The 16220-nt window shown below is 67.1% G+C and carries 12 protein-coding genes and 2 pseudogenes; 10 read left to right on the forward strand and 4 right to left on the reverse strand.

The genetic code is table 11. The annotated features are described in order from the left end of the window. A pseudogene (locus tag Q0U08_RS09525) lies at positions 1 to 528 on the reverse strand (hypothetical protein); the annotation flags it as partial. A gap of 144 nt (positions 529 to 672) precedes the next feature. Between Q0U08_RS09525 and Q0U08_RS09530 the strand changes: the two are divergent. Then, positions 673 to 1716: a patatin-like phospholipase family protein gene (locus tag Q0U08_RS09530; protein ID WP_298091203.1), complete on the forward strand. Its 1044-nt coding sequence runs from the start codon at positions 673 to 675 to the stop codon at positions 1714 to 1716. A 9-nt stretch (positions 1717 to 1725) separates the two neighbouring features. On the opposite strand, the gene Q0U08_RS09535 is transcribed toward Q0U08_RS09530, so the two are convergent. Beyond that, positions 1726 to 1950, reverse strand: a complete 225-nt coding sequence (locus Q0U08_RS09535) for a hypothetical protein (protein WP_298091204.1) — start codon at positions 1948 to 1950, stop codon at positions 1726 to 1728. Positions 1951 to 2119: 169 nt separating this feature from the next. Between Q0U08_RS09535 and recA the strand changes: the two genes are divergently transcribed. The 3 genes from recA (at position 2120) to Q0U08_RS09550 (ending at position 4816) form a co-directional block, all read left to right on the forward strand. Beyond that, on the forward strand, positions 2120 to 3193 hold the full coding sequence (recA, locus tag Q0U08_RS09540; RefSeq protein WP_112383519.1) for a recombinase RecA: 1074 nt from the start codon (positions 2120 to 2122) through the stop codon (positions 3191 to 3193). A 166-nt stretch (positions 3194 to 3359) separates the two neighbouring features. Further along, on the forward strand, positions 3360 to 4196 hold the full coding sequence (locus Q0U08_RS09545; protein WP_298091205.1) for a trans-aconitate 2-methyltransferase: 837 nt from the start codon (positions 3360 to 3362) through the stop codon (positions 4194 to 4196). Further along, on the forward strand, positions 4193 to 4816 hold the full coding sequence (locus Q0U08_RS09550; RefSeq protein WP_298091207.1) for a glutathione S-transferase family protein: 624 nt from the start codon (positions 4193 to 4195) through the stop codon (positions 4814 to 4816). The genes Q0U08_RS09545 and Q0U08_RS09550 overlap by 4 nt, the downstream gene beginning before the upstream one ends. A 9-nt stretch (positions 4817 to 4825) precedes the next feature. Here Q0U08_RS09550 and Q0U08_RS09555 read toward each other — a convergent pair whose 3' ends face one another. Then, positions 4826 to 6154, reverse strand: coding sequence for a dicarboxylate/amino acid:cation symporter (locus tag Q0U08_RS09555; protein WP_298091208.1), 1329 nt, complete (start codon positions 6152 to 6154; stop codon positions 4826 to 4828). Positions 6155 to 6232: 78 nt separating this feature from the next. Between Q0U08_RS09555 and Q0U08_RS09560 the strand changes: the two genes are divergently transcribed. The 4 genes from Q0U08_RS09560 (at position 6233) to Q0U08_RS09575 (ending at position 12695) form a co-directional block, all read left to right on the forward strand. After that, on the forward strand, positions 6233 to 7525 hold the full coding sequence (locus tag Q0U08_RS09560; protein WP_298091210.1) for a Xaa-Pro peptidase family protein: 1293 nt from the start codon (positions 6233 to 6235) through the stop codon (positions 7523 to 7525). Positions 7526 to 7670: 145 nt separating this feature from the next. Then, positions 7671 to 10313 (forward strand): alanine--tRNA ligase, encoded by a 2643-nt coding sequence (alaS, locus tag Q0U08_RS09565; protein WP_298091211.1) that lies wholly within the window; start codon positions 7671 to 7673, stop codon positions 10311 to 10313. A gap of 55 nt (positions 10314 to 10368) precedes the next feature. Beyond that, the gene (locus Q0U08_RS09570) at positions 10369 to 11250 is read left to right on the forward strand and encodes a hypothetical protein (protein ID WP_298091213.1); all 882 of its coding nucleotides are present in this window, start codon (positions 10369 to 10371) and stop codon (positions 11248 to 11250) included. Beyond that, the gene (locus Q0U08_RS09575) at positions 11247 to 12695 is read left to right on the forward strand and encodes an MATE family efflux transporter (RefSeq protein WP_298091214.1); all 1449 of its coding nucleotides are present in this window, start codon (positions 11247 to 11249) and stop codon (positions 12693 to 12695) included. Before Q0U08_RS09570 ends, Q0U08_RS09575 begins: the two co-directional genes overlap by 4 nt. A 548-nt stretch (positions 12696 to 13243) precedes the next feature. On the opposite strand, the gene Q0U08_RS09580 is transcribed toward Q0U08_RS09575, so the two are convergent. Next, positions 13244 to 14101: a diacylglycerol kinase family protein gene (locus Q0U08_RS09580; protein WP_298091218.1), complete on the reverse strand. Its 858-nt coding sequence runs from the start codon at positions 14099 to 14101 to the stop codon at positions 13244 to 13246. Positions 14102 to 14187: 86 nt separating this feature from the next. Here Q0U08_RS09580 and hemB point away from each other — a divergent pair, with 86 nt between their 5' ends. Beyond that, positions 14188 to 15180 carry a porphobilinogen synthase gene (hemB, locus tag Q0U08_RS09585; protein ID WP_298091216.1) on the forward strand — a complete coding sequence of 331 codons (993 nt, stop codon included), beginning with the start codon at positions 14188 to 14190 and terminating at the stop codon, positions 15178 to 15180. 68 nt (positions 15181 to 15248) lie between these two features. Then, positions 15249 to 16220: pseudogene (locus Q0U08_RS09590) on the forward strand (hypothetical protein); the annotation flags it as partial.

A 16220-nucleotide genomic window follows, 5' to 3' on the forward strand; every position in this document is an offset into this window, starting at 1 on the left:
GAAGGCGGGCTCCTCGAAGCGGAAATAGATCAGACCGCTATTCACGCCGCGCTGGGCCGCCTCGACCTTGCCGTGCGCGGTCAGCGGATCGTCGTCGGCGCCCAGCACATAGCAGTCGCGCGGGTGGAACGGAATCAGCAGCGGCGCGCGCGGGGTCAGCCATACCCGCATCTGCAGCCGGTGGAGATCGGCCTCCGACGTGCGCAGCGCGATGACGTGCCGGCCAACGACGCTGTCCGCCTCCAGCCGCAGCACCTCATGCTGTTCAGGCGCAAGCTTGCGGACCTTGAACCCGCCATCGGGGGTGTAGGCGGCGCGCAGGGCCAGCCCGCCCTTTTTCGGCCGGCGGATGATCAGCCACACCGAGTCCGCGCCCTGGCAGATGTCCACGCTCAGATCGCCGAGATCAAACCGGCCGAGCCGCTTCATCGCGCTGCCCAGCAGTTCTTCGCGCAGGCCAAGCACATAGGCACTGACGCCCGGAATATCCTCAGGGGGTTTGACGATGTTCAGTACCGTTGATGACATAGATCCCTTCCTCCGGAACGAAAGCCACTAACGCATGTTGTTATAAGCCATTGATTTGGCTGCACTATCTGCCACAACTCGATAGCAATGCGTTGGTTCATGCGATGCGGCGAACGGTGGCGGCATGGCAGAAGGCTGGAATCGATGAACAGTTGGACCGAGGATGATGGTGCGCGGCCCCGCGTCGCCCTGGTGCTGGGTGGGGGCAATGCGCTGGGCGCGTATCAGGCGGGCGTGTTCGAGGCGTTGCAAGCGGCGGGTGTCGTACCGGAATGGATCGCGGGCACCTCGATCGGTGCGGTCAACGGGGCGCTGATCTGCGGCAATGCCCCCGAGGCGCGGCTGGGCCGGTTGCGCGAGTTCTGGCGGCCCGCTGAGGGCGGCGGATTGCCGGTCGGACCGGGTGAGACGGCACGGCGGACCGCCAGTGTGGCGGAGGCCCTGTTGTGGGGACGCGGCGACGTGTTCGCGCCGCGTGGCCCCGGCACATGGCCGATGGGCACGCAGGCGTTGTACGACTCCTCGCCATTGGGGCGGAGCATCGCCCGGCTGGTCGATATCGATCGGCTGAACGACGGGACGATGCGCTACGCCGCGCTGGCGGTCGATCTGGAGACGGGTGCGGAGCGGATATTCGACACGCGCGACCGACGCGTGATGGTGGATCATGTGCGGGCAAGTGGTGCCCTGTTGCCGCTGTTTCCGCCGGTAACCGTCGATGGGCGCGACCTGGTCGATGGTGGAACTGCGGCGAACCTGCCGGTCGACCTGGTACTGGCGGAGCCGGGGGAAGGCGATCTGCTGTGCATCGCGGTCGACCTGTTGCCGCTGGAGGGTGGTGCGGCGCGGACGCTGGGCGATTCGCTGCAGCGGATGCAGGACCTGGCCTTTGCCTGTCAGGCGCGGCGGGCAATCGCGGGGTGGCAGCGCGAGTATGCATTACGGACTCGGATACCCGGCGAGACGCCGCGCGCCGTGACGTTGATCCACATGGCCTATGGCGGCGAGGAGCGGGAAGTGTCGGGCAAGGCGCTGGACTTTTCGGCGCGCTCGATCGGCGAGCGGTGGCAGCGCGGCGCGCGCGACATGCGGCATGTCATCGCGCAATTGGATGCGGGCGAGATTGCGACAGGGTTGCCGGGGCTGAGCGTTTACCGGTTTCAGGATGGGGATCGGCGGGAGGGCTGAGCGTGATCGTCAGGTGACGATCGGGTAGCGACCGCGCAGATCGTCGAGCGTGCGTTCGACCGCGGCGTTCTCGCCAGCGGTGCCGGCGGGGGCGAGGGACCAGTTGCAGTGGGGGTGCGTCTCAGCGCTGTACACCCGCACGTCGCCCAGCACGATCCGCCAGCGGCGGCGGGTGCCGCCCACCTGTTTTACGAGTGTTGCGAGAAGGATATCGATAAGGTCGTCGCGGGTCATGATTGCGCGCGTTAGCGGCATCGACGGCATCAGGGAAGCGGGCGCGCCGATCGCCGGGCGGCACGCGAAAAATCTTCATGTTCCATCCTTGTTCCCGAGGAACAAAGAGCGTACATAGCGGTCAGCAATTGAACGTAGAAACAGCATGCTCTAGCGAAGGGAGCTTCTGATGGCCGCCAATCTGAAAGTGATCGATACCGGCATGGCAACCCTCAATGCAGACCGCCAAAAGGCGCTAGACGCCGCGCTGGCACAGATCGACCGCGCCTTCGGCAAGGGCTCCGCGATGAAGCTGGGCCAGAAGGAAGCGATGCAGGTCGAGGCGATCTCTACGGGCTCGCTGGGGCTCGACATCGCGCTCGGCGTCGGCGGCTTGCCGCGCGGCCGCGTGATCGAGGTCTATGGCCCTGAATCGTCGGGCAAGACAACGCTGGCGCTCCATGTCATCGCAGAGGCGCAGAAGAATGGCGGCACCGCCGCGTTCGTCGATGCCGAGCATGCGCTGGACCCGGTCTATGCCAAGAAGCTGGGCGTCAACATCGACGAGCTGATCGTGTCGCAGCCCGATACCGGCGAGCAGGCGCTGGAGATCACCGACACGCTGGTGCGCTCCAACGCGATCGACGTGCTGGTGGTCGACTCGGTGGCGGCACTCGTCCCGCGCGCGGAAATCGAGGGCGAGATGGGCGACAGCCATGTCGGCCTTCAGGCCCGCCTGATGTCGCAGTCCCTGCGCAAGCTGACCGGCTCGATCAGCCGTTCGCGGTGCATGGTGATCTTCATCAACCAGCTTCGCATGAAGATCGGCGTGATGTACGGCAACCCGGAGACGACGACGGGCGGCAACGCGCTGAAATTCTATGCGTCCGTGCGTCTCGACATCCGCCGCACCGGCGCGATCAAGGACCGCGAGGAAGTGACCGGCAACGCGACCCGCGTAAAGGTGGTCAAGAACAAGGTCGCACCGCCGTTCAAGCAGGTCGAGTTCGACATCATGTATGGCGAGGGCATCTCCAAGATCGGCGAGATCCTCGATCTGGGCGTGAAGGCCGGGCTGGTCGAGAAGTCGGGTAGCTGGTTCTCCTACGACTCGGTCCGGATCGGGCAGGGACGTGAGAACGCCAAGACGTACCTGCGCGAAAACCCGGAAATGGCGGATCGCCTGGAACGCGCCATCCGTCAGCGTACCGACAAGGTGGCCGAGGAGATGATGACCGGTCCGGATGCCGAGGACGACGCCTGAGGCATCCGTTGCCTCGCGCCCTTTTTGCGAGGGGGCGCGGGACCCGGCATGTCCCTCTGCATCACGCCGAATCCGATACAAGAAGGGCCTGCCGATCCGGCGGGCCCTTCGTCGTTTGTGGGACGGGGCATGTTGCAGCCCCGATGGCCGAACAGGAAAATCACGCATGACCGGACGCTCCGAATGGCAGACCCGTGTCGGGCAGGTGTGGGCGCAGGAATGGCGCCGCACCGATCGCGCATTGGGGGGCGTTGCCGAGCGCCTGAATGCGGCGATCGAAGCGTGCGCGCCACGAAGCGGCCATGCCGTCGATGTCGGCTGCGGCGCCGGAAGCACGACGCTTGCCCTGGCCGCGATGCGTCCGGACCTGCGTGTCACCGGGCTCGACCTTTCGCCCGATCTGCTCGGCGCGGCACGCATGCGTGGCGAGGGGCACGGCAATGTCGCTTTCGCGCAAGGGGATGCGCTCGCGATCCTGCCGGCGTTGGAACCGCTCGACATGATCGTATCACGCCACGGCGTGATGTTCTTCGACGATCCTCTTGCCGCCTTTGCGCGGATGCGTGCGGCGATGCGTCCGGGCGCGGCGCTGGTCTTTTCGTGCTTTCGGGCGCGGGCGGAGAATGACTGGGCGGTGGCGCTCGATGCCGCGGTTGGCGCTGCGTCGTCGGTGTCGCCCGACTATACGCCCGGTCCGTTCGGCCTGGCCGATCATGGCTTCACCCGTGATCTGCTTGGCCGGGCCGGATGGACGAATATCCGGGCGGCGCCGCATGACGTTGCCTACCGCGTCGGTGGGGGAGGCGATCCGGTCGAGGATGCGCTCGGCTTCTTCGCCCGGATCGGGCCGGCAGCGACGCCGCTTGCCAATGCGGACCCGGGGGAGCGTTCTGCCCTGGAGACGCGTTTGCGCTCCCTGCTCGGTTCGCGCGTGGTGGACGGGGCGATCGATTTTACCGCGGCCATCTGGATCTGGACCGCGACAGCAGGGGAGGCCGCATGATCGTCGTCCATCATCTGGAGAACAGCCGCTCGCAACGCATCCTGTGGATGCTGGAGGAACTGGGGCTGCCCTATGAGGTAAAACGCTACGAGCGGGACCCCAAGACGATGCTGGCGCCGCGCGAATTGCGTGCGGTGCATCCGCTGGGCAAGTCGCCGGTGATCGAGGATGACGGCGCGGTGGTGGCGGAGACCGGCGCGATCGTCGAATATCTGGTGGAGAAGGCGGACGGGCGGCTGGGGGCGCCGTCGCACCGGGAGGCGGCGCTGCGGTATCGCTTCTGGCTGCACTATGCCGAAGGATCGCTGATGCCGCCGTTGCTCCTGCTGCTGGTGCTCGGCCGTATTCCCCTGATGGGCAAGGCAGCGATGAAGCGGGTGCAGCCGATGCTCGACCGGCACCTGGACTATGTGGAGGCGGAACTGGCGCGGCGGCCCTGGTTCGCGGGCGACCAGATGACCGCGGCCGACATCATGATGAGCTTTCCACTGGAAGCGGCACGCCAGCGCGGCGGGCTGAACGAAAGTCGCCCGGCGACGATGGCATGGCTGGGCAAGATCCATGCCCGGCCTGCCTATCAGGCGGCGTTGGCGAAGGGTGGCCCCTACGCCTTCGCCTGATCCTCGTTTTTAGCGACCGATGTCGCGGAAGCTGTCGACGTCCCTGGCCGGGCCATGCCCGCTCGGTGCGTGGAGCGGCTCGATCTCGGCAGGTTCCAGCGGATCGAGCCCGCCTTCCCATTTCGACACCACGGTGGCGGCGATCGCATTGCCGAGGACGTTGGTGGCGGAGCGGCCCATGTCGAGGAAATGGTCGATGGCGAGGACGAGGAGGAGGCCGGCTTCCGGCAGGTCGAACTGCGCCAGGGTGGCGGCGATCACCACCAGGCTGGCGCGGGGTACGCCCGCTATCCCCTTGGAGGTGATCATCAAGGTCAGCAGCATCGCGATCTGCGTGCCGAGCGACAGGTCGATGCCGTAAGCCTGCGCGATGAACAGCGACGCGAAGGTCATGTACATCATCGATCCGTCTAGATTGAACGAATAGCCTAGCGGCAGCACGAAACTGGCGATGCGCGGGGGCACGCCGAACCGGTCCAGCGCCTCCAGCGTGCGGGGGAAGGCGGCTTCGGACGAGGCGGTGGAGAAGGCGAGCAGGGCGGGGTCGCGGACGTAGCGCAGCAGCAGGCGGATGCGTGGGCCGACGAGGAGGAAGGCGATACCGATCAGCACCGCCCACAGCACGGCGAGGCCGACATAGACCGAGCCCATGAAATAGGCGAGGCGGCCGATCACGCCCGGCCCCTGTTCGACCAAAGTCGCCGCCACCGCCGCGAACACCGCGACGGGGGCAAAGCGCATCACATAGTCGGTGATCTGGAGCATGACCGCGACCAGCGCCTCGGCCGCCTTGACGAGCGGCGCCGCCCGCTCGCCCACCGCGGTGATCGCGACGCCGGCAAAGACCGAGAAGACGACGATCTGGAGGATATCGTTGGTCGCCATCGCCTCGATGATCGAGGTCGGGAAGATGTGGGTGATGACCTTGGCGGCGTCGAAGGCGGTCTTGTCCAGCCCGCTTCCCTGGCCGGCGGGCGGCAATGGCAGGTTGAGGCCGACGCCGGGTTGCAGCAGGTTGACCAGGATCAGGCCCAGCGTCAGCGACAACAGGCTGGCGCTGACGAACCACAGCAGCGACTTCAGTCCGACGCGCCCCAGCGCGCCGGTATCGCCCATATGCGCGATACCGACGACGAGCGTGCCGAAGACGAGCGGCGCGATGATCATCTTGATCAGATGCAGGAAGATGGTGGTCAGCACCGAGAACCAGCCGGCGATCGCCTTCAGCCGCGCGGCCGCCTCGGGCGTGCCGTCCGACAGTCCCGCATTGATCGCCCAGCCGACGACAAGGCCGAGAACCAGCCCCAGAAGGATGAACCGCGTCAACCGCTTCGCCAAAATACCCGCTCCCCGGAAATACGAGGCTGCTACCAAGGGGATTGCGGCCGCGCGGTCAAGAACCGTATCGCATGGGCCATGCCCGCTGTTCTTTCCCGCCGGACGCTGATCGCCGGTGCCGCCGCCCTGCCGCTTCTCGCCCGTCCGGGGTTGTTGCGGGCAGCCGATACCGACCTGTCGATGCTGCGCGACATAACCACCAGGGCAAAGCCGATCGATGCGGCCGAGCGCGCGGCCCGGCTGGCGCGGGCGCAAGCCCTGATGCGGGCGAACGGGATCGGCGCGGTGCTGATCGAGCCGGGATCGTCGCTGATCTACTTCACCGGCGTGCGCTGGGGGCGCAGCGAGCGGCTGACCGCGGCGATCCTGCCGGTCGAGGGCCAGCCGTGCATCGTCACGCCGTTCTTCGAGGAGCCTTCGGTCCGCGAGACGCTGGGCGTGCCGGCGGAGGTGCGGGTGTGGCAGGAGGATCAGGATCCGCTGGCGGTGGTCGCCGGTTTCCTGCGCGACCGCAAGCTGGCGGGCGGCACGATCGGCATCGAGGAAACCGCGCGTTTCTTCGCGTTCGACGGACTGGCGCGGGCGCTGCCGGAGGCGAAGCTGGTGTCGGCCAATCCGGTGGTGCGCGGATGCCGCATGGTGAAGACGCCGGCCGAGATCGCGCTGATGCAGATGGCGACGGACGTGACGATGGCGGCGTATCGCTTCGTGTTCCCGCGCGTCGAGGCGGGCATGACCGGGGCGGACATCGCCGCGCTGATGAATGCGGCGACGCGGGCGCTGGGCGGCGCGCCGGAGTTCAGCCTGGTGCTGATCGGGGAGGCGTCGGCCTATCCGCACGGATCGAAGCAGGTGCACCGCGTGGGCGACGGGCAGGTGGTGCTGATGGATTGCGGCTGCACGGTGCAGGGCTATCAGTCGGACGTGTCGCGCACCTGGGTGCATGGTGCTGCCAGCAAGGCGCAACGTACCGTGTGGGAGCAGGTGGCGCAGGCGCAGCAACTGGCCTTTGCGACCGCCAGGGTCGGCGTGGCTGCGGGGCATGTGGACGATGCCGTGCGGCGCTTCTACGCGAAGCTGGGCTATGGTCCCGACTACAAGCTCCCCGGGCTGTCGCACCGCACCGGGCACGGTATCGGCATGGACGGGCACGAGCCGGTCAATCTGGTGCGCGGCGAGGCGACGCCGCTGGCGCCTGGCATGTGTTTTTCGGACGAACCGGGGCTGTATCTGCCGGGCAGGTTCGGCATCCGGCTGGAGGACTGTTTCTACATGACCGAGGCCGGGCCTCGCTGGTTCAGCCAGCCGCCGCACGACCTGGACCAGCCGCTGGGCGGGCACCGCCTGCCGCCCGCGACCGTGCCGCGCTGATCGCCCTCACCCTTCCGCGGCTTTGCCGCTCCCTCCCTCTCCCGGTGGGAGAGGGAAGGGCCCGTCGCTGAGGGCGCGCGCGTCCCGGCGGGCACCGCAAAACGTGCCTTGGCACGTTTTCAAACAGCCTCTAAGCCGCTGTCCCATGACCTCGACCAACGACATCCGCCGCGGCTTTCTCGACTATTTCGGCGAACAGGGGCACCAGATCGTGCCCTCCGCGCCGCTCGTGCCGCAGAACGATCCGACGCTGATGTTCGTGAATGCGGGCATGGTGCCGTTCAAGAACGTGTTCACCGGGCTGGAATCGCGGCCCTATTCCACTGCGACCAGTTCGCAGAAATGCGTGCGGGCCGGCGGCAAGCATAACGATCTGGACAATGTCGGCTACACTGCCCGGCATCACACCTTCTTTGAAATGCTCGGCAACTTCTCGTTCGGCGACTATTTCAAGGAACAGGCGATCACCCACGCCTGGACGCTGCTGACCAAGGTCTGGGGCATTCCCGCGGAGAAGCTGACCGCCACCGTCTACCACACCGACGACGAGGCGTTCGACCTGTGGAAGAAGATCGCAGGGCTTCCCGATCACAAGATCATCCGCATCCCCACCAAGGACAATTTCTGGGTGATGGGCGAGAACGGTCCGTGCGGGCCGTGCTCCGAAATCTTCTACGATCACGGCGAGCATATCTATGGCGGTCCTCCCGGCAGCCCGGAAGAGGATGGCGACCGCTTTGTCGAGATCTGGAACCTCGTCTTCATGCAATATGAGCAGGAAGCGAACGAGATCATTGGCGAACTGCCCAAGAAGTCGATCGACACCGGCATGGGGCTGGAGCGCGTCGCGGCCGTCCTGCAGGGCGTCCACGACAATTACGATACGGACACGTTCAAGGCGCTGATCGAAGCGTCGTGTGAGCTGACGCACACCAAGGCGGAAGGCGCGCAGACGGCGAGCCACCGCGTCATCGCCGATCACCTGCGTTCGGCGGGTTTCCTGGTGGCGGATGGGGTGCTGCCTGCCAATGAGGGGCGTGGATATGTGCTGCGCCGGATCATGCGGCGGGCGATGCGGCATGCGCATCTGCTGGGTGCGAAGGAGCCGCTGATGCACCGGCTGGTGCCCGCGCTCGTCACCGAGATGGGGGCGGCGTATCCGGAACTGTTCCGCGCGCAGCCGCTGATCGAGGCGACGCTGCGGCAGGAGGAGACGCGCTTCCGCCAGACGCTCGACAAGGGACTGAAGCTGCTCGACGAGGCGACTGCCGGCATGGGCGAGGGTGCGACGCTGGCCGGCGAGACCGCGTTCAAGCTCTACGACACCTACGGCTTCCCTTATGACCTGACCGAGGATGCGCTGCGCGCGCAGGGCCTGTCGGTCGACCGTGCCGGTTTCGACGCGGCGATGGCCGAGCAGAAGCGCGCCGCGCGCGCCGCGTGGAAGGGATCGGGCGCCAAGGCGTCGGACGATCTGTGGTTCGACATCGCCGAGGAAACCGGATCGACCGAATTCCTGGGCTATGCCTCCGACACCGGCGAGGGCGAGGTGCTGGCGCTGATCAAGGACGGTGCGCGCGTCGATCATGCCACGACCGGCGATACGGTCGCGATCGTCGTCAACCAGACGCCCTTCTATGGCGAGAGCGGCGGGCAGGTGGGCGATGCGGGCAGCATTTCGAACGATGCGGGCCTTCGCGCCGCCGTCACCGACACCTCCAAGCAGCTTGGCCGGGTGTTTGTCCACCATGCGCAGGTCGAGGCGGGGGAGATCAAGGTCGGCGATTCCGTCAAGCTGGCGATCGATATCGCGCGCCGCGCGCAGATCCGCGCCAATCACTCGGCGACGCACCTGCTGCACGAAGCCTTGCGCGAGCGGCTGGGCAGCCATGTCGCGCAGAAGGGATCGCTCGTCGCGCCCGAGCGCCTGCGCTTCGACTTCTCGCAGCCCGTGGCCGTCGGCGCCGACGATATCGCGGTAGTCGAGGCTGCGGTGAACGCGCAGGTGCGTGGCAACGGTTCGGTGACGACGCGCCTGATGACCCCGGACGATGCGATCGCGATGGGCGCCATGGCGCTGTTCGGCGAGAAATACGGCGACGAGGTCCGCGTCGTTTCGATGGGCGAGGATGCCGACGGCACCTATTCGATCGAGCTGTGCGGCGGCACGCATGTCGGCGCGCTGGGCGAGATCGGGCTGTTCAAGATCGTGTCCGAGGGTGCGGTGTCGAGCGGGGTGCGCCGCGTCGAGGCGTTGACCGGTGAGGCGGCGCGCAGCTATCTGTCGGCACGCGACGAGAAGCTGCGCGAGGCGGCGACTGCGCTCAAGACCGCGCCCGACGATGTTCCCGCCCGCGTCGCCGCGCTGATCGAGGAGCGACGCCGGCTGGAGCGCGAACTGGCCGAGGCGAAAAAGGCGCTGGCGATGGGTGGCGGTGCCGGTGGGCCCGCAGGTCCCGAGCAGATCGGCGACGTGGCCTTCATCGGCCAGGTGCTGGACGGGTTCGAGGCCAAGGGCCTGCGCGGCGCGGTGGACGATGCCAAGCAGCGGCTCGGTTCGGGCGTCGCGGTGATGGTCGCGGTGAACGACGGCCGCGCCTCGGTCGCGGTGGGCATTACCGATGATCTGGTCGCGCGGTTCAATGCGGTCGACCTGCTCCGCAAGGCGGTAGCCGTGCTGGGCGGGCAGGGCGGCGGTGGCCGGCCCGACATGGCGCAGGGCGGTGGACCAGATGGTGACAAGGGCGCGGACGCGCTCGCCGCGGTACGGGAGGCACTGGCGGCGTAACGGCATGTAACCGAACGTCCGCATCTCCGCGGGCGCCTTTTGGGAGGAAGGCAGGATGCGGTTCCGGGCTTTGGGATGGATCGGGCTGTGGGCGGCGGGCGTCGCGGCGCAATCGACGCCGCCCGCGTCGGTGCCGCAACGGGGCGACGAGTTGATCGTCACCGGGCGGCATGCCCCCAAGGGCGACGAACTGCGCAGGCAGGTCGATGCCATCGCCGGCCATCCGGGTTACGACAAGCCGATCGCCCGCTTCACCGATCCCGTCTGCCTGGGCACGATGGGGCTGGACCCCAAGGCCGGTGCGGCGATTTTGGACCGCATGGTCGAGGTGGCGGAGGCCGCGCGCGTGCCGATGAACGGCAAGGCCAAGTGCAGTCCCAATGTGCTGGTGCTGTTTATCGATGACAGCCATGCCGGGATCGAGCATCTCGCCAGGCGTATGTCCGGCCTGATGCGCAGTCTGAGCTTGCAACAGGTGAGAACGCTGCTGAAGGAGCCGGGGCCGGCCTATGCATGGAGCGCGGTGGAGGCGCGTTCGCGCGACGGAGACCGGTTGCAGATCGATTTTCCCGGCGACGTGCCGCAGTTGAAGGTTCCGACGGCAACGCGCACCGCGCTACCGATCCGACAGGACATGCTGTCCTCGGTCGTGATCATCGAGCGCAAGGCGGTGGCCGGCAAGCTGATCACGCAGATCGCCGATTATGCCGCGATACGCGCCTTTGCCGAAACCAAGCCACGCCGCAATGCGGGCGCCTCGACCATCCTAACCCTGTTCGACGAGGGCACCGTGCCGCCGACCGAGATGACCGCGTTCGACCGCGGCTATCTGCTCGGCACCTATCGCGGTGCGGGCAATCGCTTCCCCAGCTTCCAGATCGGCGACATGGCGCGCGCGATTGGTGCGGAAATGGCAAAACAGGATGCAAGCCCTTGAGCGCAGCGGCAACCCGCCCCGGACAACGCGACCTGACGAGCGGGCCGATCGGCCGCACGCTGCTGCTGTTCGCACTGCCGACGCTGGGGTCGAGCATTCTTCAGTCGATCAACGGATCGATCAATGCGGTGTGGATCGGCCAGTTTCTCGGCGAGCGTGCGCTGGCCGCCACGACCAACGCCAATCTGGTGCTGTTCCTGCTGGTGTCGGCGGTGTTCGGCTTCGGCATGGCGGCGACGATCATGATCGGGCAGGCGGCCGGGCGCGGCGATATCGACGGTATGCGCCGTGTGTTCGGCACAACGCTGGGGCTGTTCGCGGTGCTGTCGACTTTGGTGGCGGTCGTGGGATGGCTGGCGGCGCCGGCGATCCTGACCGCGCTGGGCACGCCGGCCGAGGCCTATCCGCTGGCGCTGGCCTATCTGCGCGTCATCTTCGTCTCGATGCCGACCGGGTTCCTGTCGGTACTGGTCAGCATGGCACTGCGCGGTACCGGGGATGCGATCACGCCGCTGAAGTTCCTGGCGCTGGGCGCGGTGCTGGATGCCGGGTTGAATCCGCTGCTGATCGTCGGCGTCGGTCCGTTTCCGGCGATGGGGATCACCGGCTCTGCCTTGGCCACGGTGATCGCCAACACGCTGTCCTTTGTCGCGATGTTGGTCTTCGTCTATCGCCGCGATCTCGTCGTGCGGCTGCGGGGGCCTGAGTGGCGCTATCTGCGGCCCGACCCGGCGCTGCTGAAGCCGCTGGTCACCAAGGGGGTGCCGATGGGGTTGCAGATGCTGGTGGCGACCGGATCGGCGTTGGCGATGATCGGATTGGTCAACCGCGAGGGGACGACGATTACCGCCGCGTACGGTGCGGCCAGCCAGCTATGGACCTATATCCAGATGCCCGCGATGGCGGTGGGCGGCGCGGTCAGTGCGATGGTGGCGCAGAATATCGGCGCCGATCGGTGGGACCGGGTGGAGCGGGTCAACCGCTTCGGGGTGATCCTGAACCTGGCCCTGACCGGTGGGCTGGTCGCCCTCGTCGCGGCCATCGACCGTCATGTGCTGTGGCTGTTCCTGGGCAGAGACGGGCAGGCGATCGGCGCGGCGACGCGGATCAACCTGATCGGATCGGCCAGCTTCATCCTGTTCGGGGTATCGATCGTGCTGTCGGCCACGATGCGTGCCAATGGTGTGGTGGTGGCGCCGCTGGTCATTCTGGCGGCCGCGCTGTTCCCGGTGCGGCTGGGGCTGGCCTATGCGCTGTCGCCGGCCTGGGGGGCGGACGCGATCTGGTGGAGCTTCCCGGCCGGATCGCTGGCGTCGATGGTGATGACGATCGCCTATTACCGGATGGGCAACTGGCGAAAGGGCAGGGCGCTCGCCCCGCGGGATGCGGAGGAGCAGACGATCGCCTGCGAGGAGCCGACCGCCAAGCAGATGCCGGTCGGTTGAAACCGCTGTAGACCGCGATGACTTTACCTTGGCCCGTTCCTGCTGAGCCCTTCGACTGGCTGGCAAACCAGCCGCTCAGGATAAACTTCAGCGCTTCGCGCTGAAGTCGAAGCACAGCCACTGGCGCGTAGCCTTCGACTTCGCTCAGGCCGGACGGAGCGGGTGGATGAGATTTAGAGCGGGTTGTGACCATATGGCGGCATCGTGACGGAGCCGATTTTGGTTCAGGGCAAGAAGCGAGGAGTGGAGCGATGCAGTTGCATCGTGACCGACGAGCGACGCCGCCCTGGGCCCAAATCGGCCCGCCGCCTTTGGCGGTTGCCCTGTCGCGCCCGCCAGCAGCGTCGCAGACCTTGCAGGTAGCGCCGCTACCTGCTGCGATCCGCTCCACGGGCACCCCACAAAGTACTACTTTGTGGGGTGCCCCCTTGCCGGACGAACACGACAGGGCAATCACGACGCCGCCATATGGGCACAACCTGCTCTCATGCAGCTTTGCTCCAGACGAACCGATCGAACCCAAGGCGTAATCGCCGCGGCGTGACCGGTCAGTCGCGGGGCGCCATCACCTCGATGATGCCCGCCGCCACCTTGGCGGTAACGGGCGTATGGGCCAGCACCTCGCCATCGATCGAGATCGGCAGGCGCGGCTCGGTATCGATACGCAACGACCTCGCCCGAAACTCGCGCACTTCTTCCTTGCGCGCTTCGCTGCGGAAGATGCTGGCTGTCCAGTTGGCGATGAGGCGGCGTTTCACATGACCGCATACTGCCTGCACGACGATCTCGCCCGAATCGACCGAGGCCGATTCCACCAGTTCGGTGCCGCCATGATAAGGCCCGTTGGAGATGCGGACCTCGACCACGCGGAGCCGTTCCGCGGTGGCGCCCTCGCCGACGATCAGGGTGAACGGGCGGAACCGCATGAACTGGTACGCCGCCCAGCCCAGATAGCCGACGCGGCCGAATATCTTCTTCAGATTGTGCGGCACGGTTTCTGCGATCTTGGGGCTGATCCCCATCGCGGCGCAGTTGGCGTAATAATCCTTGTCGATCATCCCCAGATCGATGCGGCGGGGCGCGCCGTTCCGGATCACGTCGATCGCGCCGTCGACGGTCAGCGGGATGTTCAGCGAACGGGCAAAGCTGTTCGCGGTGCCCAGCGGCAGCACGCCCAGTATCACGTCATGCCCGACCATCAGGTCGACCAGGCCGCTGATCGTCCCGTCGCCGCCGCCCAGGATCAGCAGGTCCGGCTTGGCGGCCAGCACGTCCCTTACCACCTTTTCCAGATTTTTGGGATCGTCCACCGCGCGGGCATCCACCTGGTAAGGCAGGCCGGACATCGCCCGACAGGCGCGCTTGAACAGCTTCTGCCCCTTGCGGGACTTGGCATTGACGACCATCGCAGCGGACCGGATTTCTCTCAAGAGCAGTTCCTTTCGGGCGCGCAACGCTTGGCAAGCGCCACGCGATCCCGCAAAGCGTGGCGATGACCGCCGCTTATCCCGCGCTTCGCCTGCGCCGTACGCGCGCCTCGGGGTGGAGCCGCCGGCTCCATGCCGAAACCGTCCTGACCCCGGCCGACCTGATCTGGCCGCTGTTCATCGCCGAGGGGCAGGGGGTCGAGGAACCCGTCGCCAGCCTGCCGGGCGTGTCGCGCTGGTCGCTGGACGGCATCGTCGCGCGCGCGCGCGAGGCGCGCGATCTGGGCATTCCGTGCCTGGCGCTGTTCCCCAACACGCCGCCGCACCTGCGTTCCGACCGGGGCGAGGAGGCGCTGAACCCCGACAATCTGATGTGCCGCGCGATCCGGGCGATCAAGGATGCGGTGCCCGAGATCGGGCTGCTGACCGACGTCGCGCTCGATCCCTATACCACGCACGGCCATGACGGGCTGGTCGATGCGGCGGGCTATGTGGTGAACGACACAACCGCCGATGCACTGGTACAGCAGGCGCTGACCCAGGCACGTGCCGGGTCCGATATCATCGCGCCTTCCGACATGATGGACGGCCGTATCGGCCTGATCCGCGCCGCGCTGGAGGAGGAGGGTTTCCACAACGTCCAGATCATGTCCTACGCCGCCAAATATGCCAGCGTCTTTTACGGCCCGTTCCGCGATGCGGTGGGCAGCCGCGGGCTGCTGAAGGGGGACAAGAAGACCTATCAGATGGACCCCGCCAATGCCGAGGAGGCGCTGCGCGAGGTGGCGCTGGATCTGGGCGAGGGCGCGGACAGCGTGATGGTGAAGCCGGGCCTGCCCTATCTGGACATCATCCTGCGGGTGAAGTCCGAGTTCCAGGTGCCGGTCTTCGCCTATCAGGTGTCGGGCGAATATGCGATGATCGAGGCCGCGGCGGCGGCGGGCGCGATGGACCGCGACGCGCTGGTGCTGGAAACGCTGATGGCGTTCAAGCGCGCCGGCTGCTCGGGCGTGCTGACCTATCATGCGGCGTACGCCGCGCGGCTGCTGGGGGCGTGAGCGAGGCTCCCGTGGCGGATGCCCCCGCGGCGACTGCCTCCGTTACCACAGGCCCCCTTACGGCAGCCATGTCGCGACCCGTCCACGCGCTGTTCGTGGCGACGATCCTGGCGGGATCGTTCCTGCTGTTCCTGGTTCAGCCGATGGTGGCGCGCATGGCGCTGCCCCGGCTGGGTGGTGCGCCTGCCGTGTGGAATTCGGCGATGCTGGTCTATCAGGCGCTGCTGCTCGGCGGATATGCCTATGCGCACGGACTGGCGCGGTTTCGGCCGCGGGTGCAGGCCGGCATCCATCTGGGGCTTTTGGCGATCGCCGCCTTGTGGTTGCCGATCGGGCTGGTCGCAGGGGATCCGCCCGCCGATGCCGATCCCGCCGTCTGGGTGCCGTGGCTGCTCGGCCTGTCGATCGGACCGCTGTTCTTTGCGGTGTCGGCGCAGGCGCCGCTCATCCAGCGCTGGTTCGCCGCGGCGAGCGGCGGGCGCGACCCTTATGCGCTCTACGCCGCGTCCAACCTCGGCAGTTTCGGCGGGCTGATCGCCTATCCGCTGCTGGTGGAACCGGCGCTGGCGCTGAAGGGGCAGAGCCTGATCTGGACGCTGGGTTACGGCGCGTTGGTACTGCTGGTCGTCGCCTGTGCGCTACGCCTGCCGCCGCGCGCCGTGGCCGAGGCGCAGCATGCGGTGACCCCGCCGGCGACGCCGCGGCGCATCGCCTATTGGATCGCGCTGTCGCTGGTCCCGTCGGGGCTGATGCTGGCGACATCCACCTATATCACCACCGACATCGTCGCGATGCCGCTGCTGTGGGTGTTGCCGCTGGGGCTGTATCTGCTCAGCTTCACCATCGCCTTTGCCGCCAGGCGTGGCGCCGCCGACATGGTGACGCGGATCGCGCCGGTCACGCTGCTGCTGTTCGGCGGCGTCATCATGGCGGGGTATCACCAGCGGCCGTACTTCAACGCCGGCATCGCGCTGCTGTTGCTGTTCATGGTCTCGGTGGCGTTGCACACTGCGCTGTTCCGCGCGCGGCCGGCGCCGGAC

It is taken from the genome of uncultured Sphingomonas sp. (genome assembly GCF_946477935.1).
Classification (GTDB): domain Bacteria; phylum Pseudomonadota; class Alphaproteobacteria; order Sphingomonadales; family Sphingomonadaceae; genus Sphingomonas.

What these genes read in the sequence shown, in the direction of transcription:
- Q0U08_RS09530 (WP_298091203.1), top strand. Translation starts at nt 673, where the DNA reads ATGAACAGTTGGACCGAGGATGATGGTGCGCGGCCCCGCGTCGCCCTG.
- Q0U08_RS09535 (WP_298091204.1), bottom strand. Translation starts at nt 1,950, where the DNA reads ATGACCCGCGACGACCTTATCGATATCCTTCTCGCAACACTCGTAAAA.
- recA (WP_112383519.1), top strand. Translation starts at nt 2,120, where the DNA reads ATGGCCGCCAATCTGAAAGTGATCGATACCGGCATGGCAACCCTCAAT.
- Q0U08_RS09545 (WP_298091205.1), top strand. Translation starts at nt 3,360, where the DNA reads ATGACCGGACGCTCCGAATGGCAGACCCGTGTCGGGCAGGTGTGGGCG.
- Q0U08_RS09550 (WP_298091207.1), top strand. Translation starts at nt 4,193, where the DNA reads ATGATCGTCGTCCATCATCTGGAGAACAGCCGCTCGCAACGCATCCTG.
- Q0U08_RS09560 (WP_298091210.1), top strand. Translation starts at nt 6,233, where the DNA reads ATGCCCGCTGTTCTTTCCCGCCGGACGCTGATCGCCGGTGCCGCCGCC.
- alaS (WP_298091211.1), top strand. Translation starts at nt 7,671, where the DNA reads ATGACCTCGACCAACGACATCCGCCGCGGCTTTCTCGACTATTTCGGC.
- Q0U08_RS09570 (WP_298091213.1), top strand. Translation starts at nt 10,369, where the DNA reads ATGCGGTTCCGGGCTTTGGGATGGATCGGGCTGTGGGCGGCGGGCGTC.
- Q0U08_RS09580 (WP_298091218.1), bottom strand. Translation starts at nt 14,101, where the DNA reads ATGGTCGTCAATGCCAAGTCCCGCAAGGGGCAGAAGCTGTTCAAGCGC.
- hemB (WP_298091216.1), top strand. Translation starts at nt 14,188, where the DNA reads ATGACCGCCGCTTATCCCGCGCTTCGCCTGCGCCGTACGCGCGCCTCG.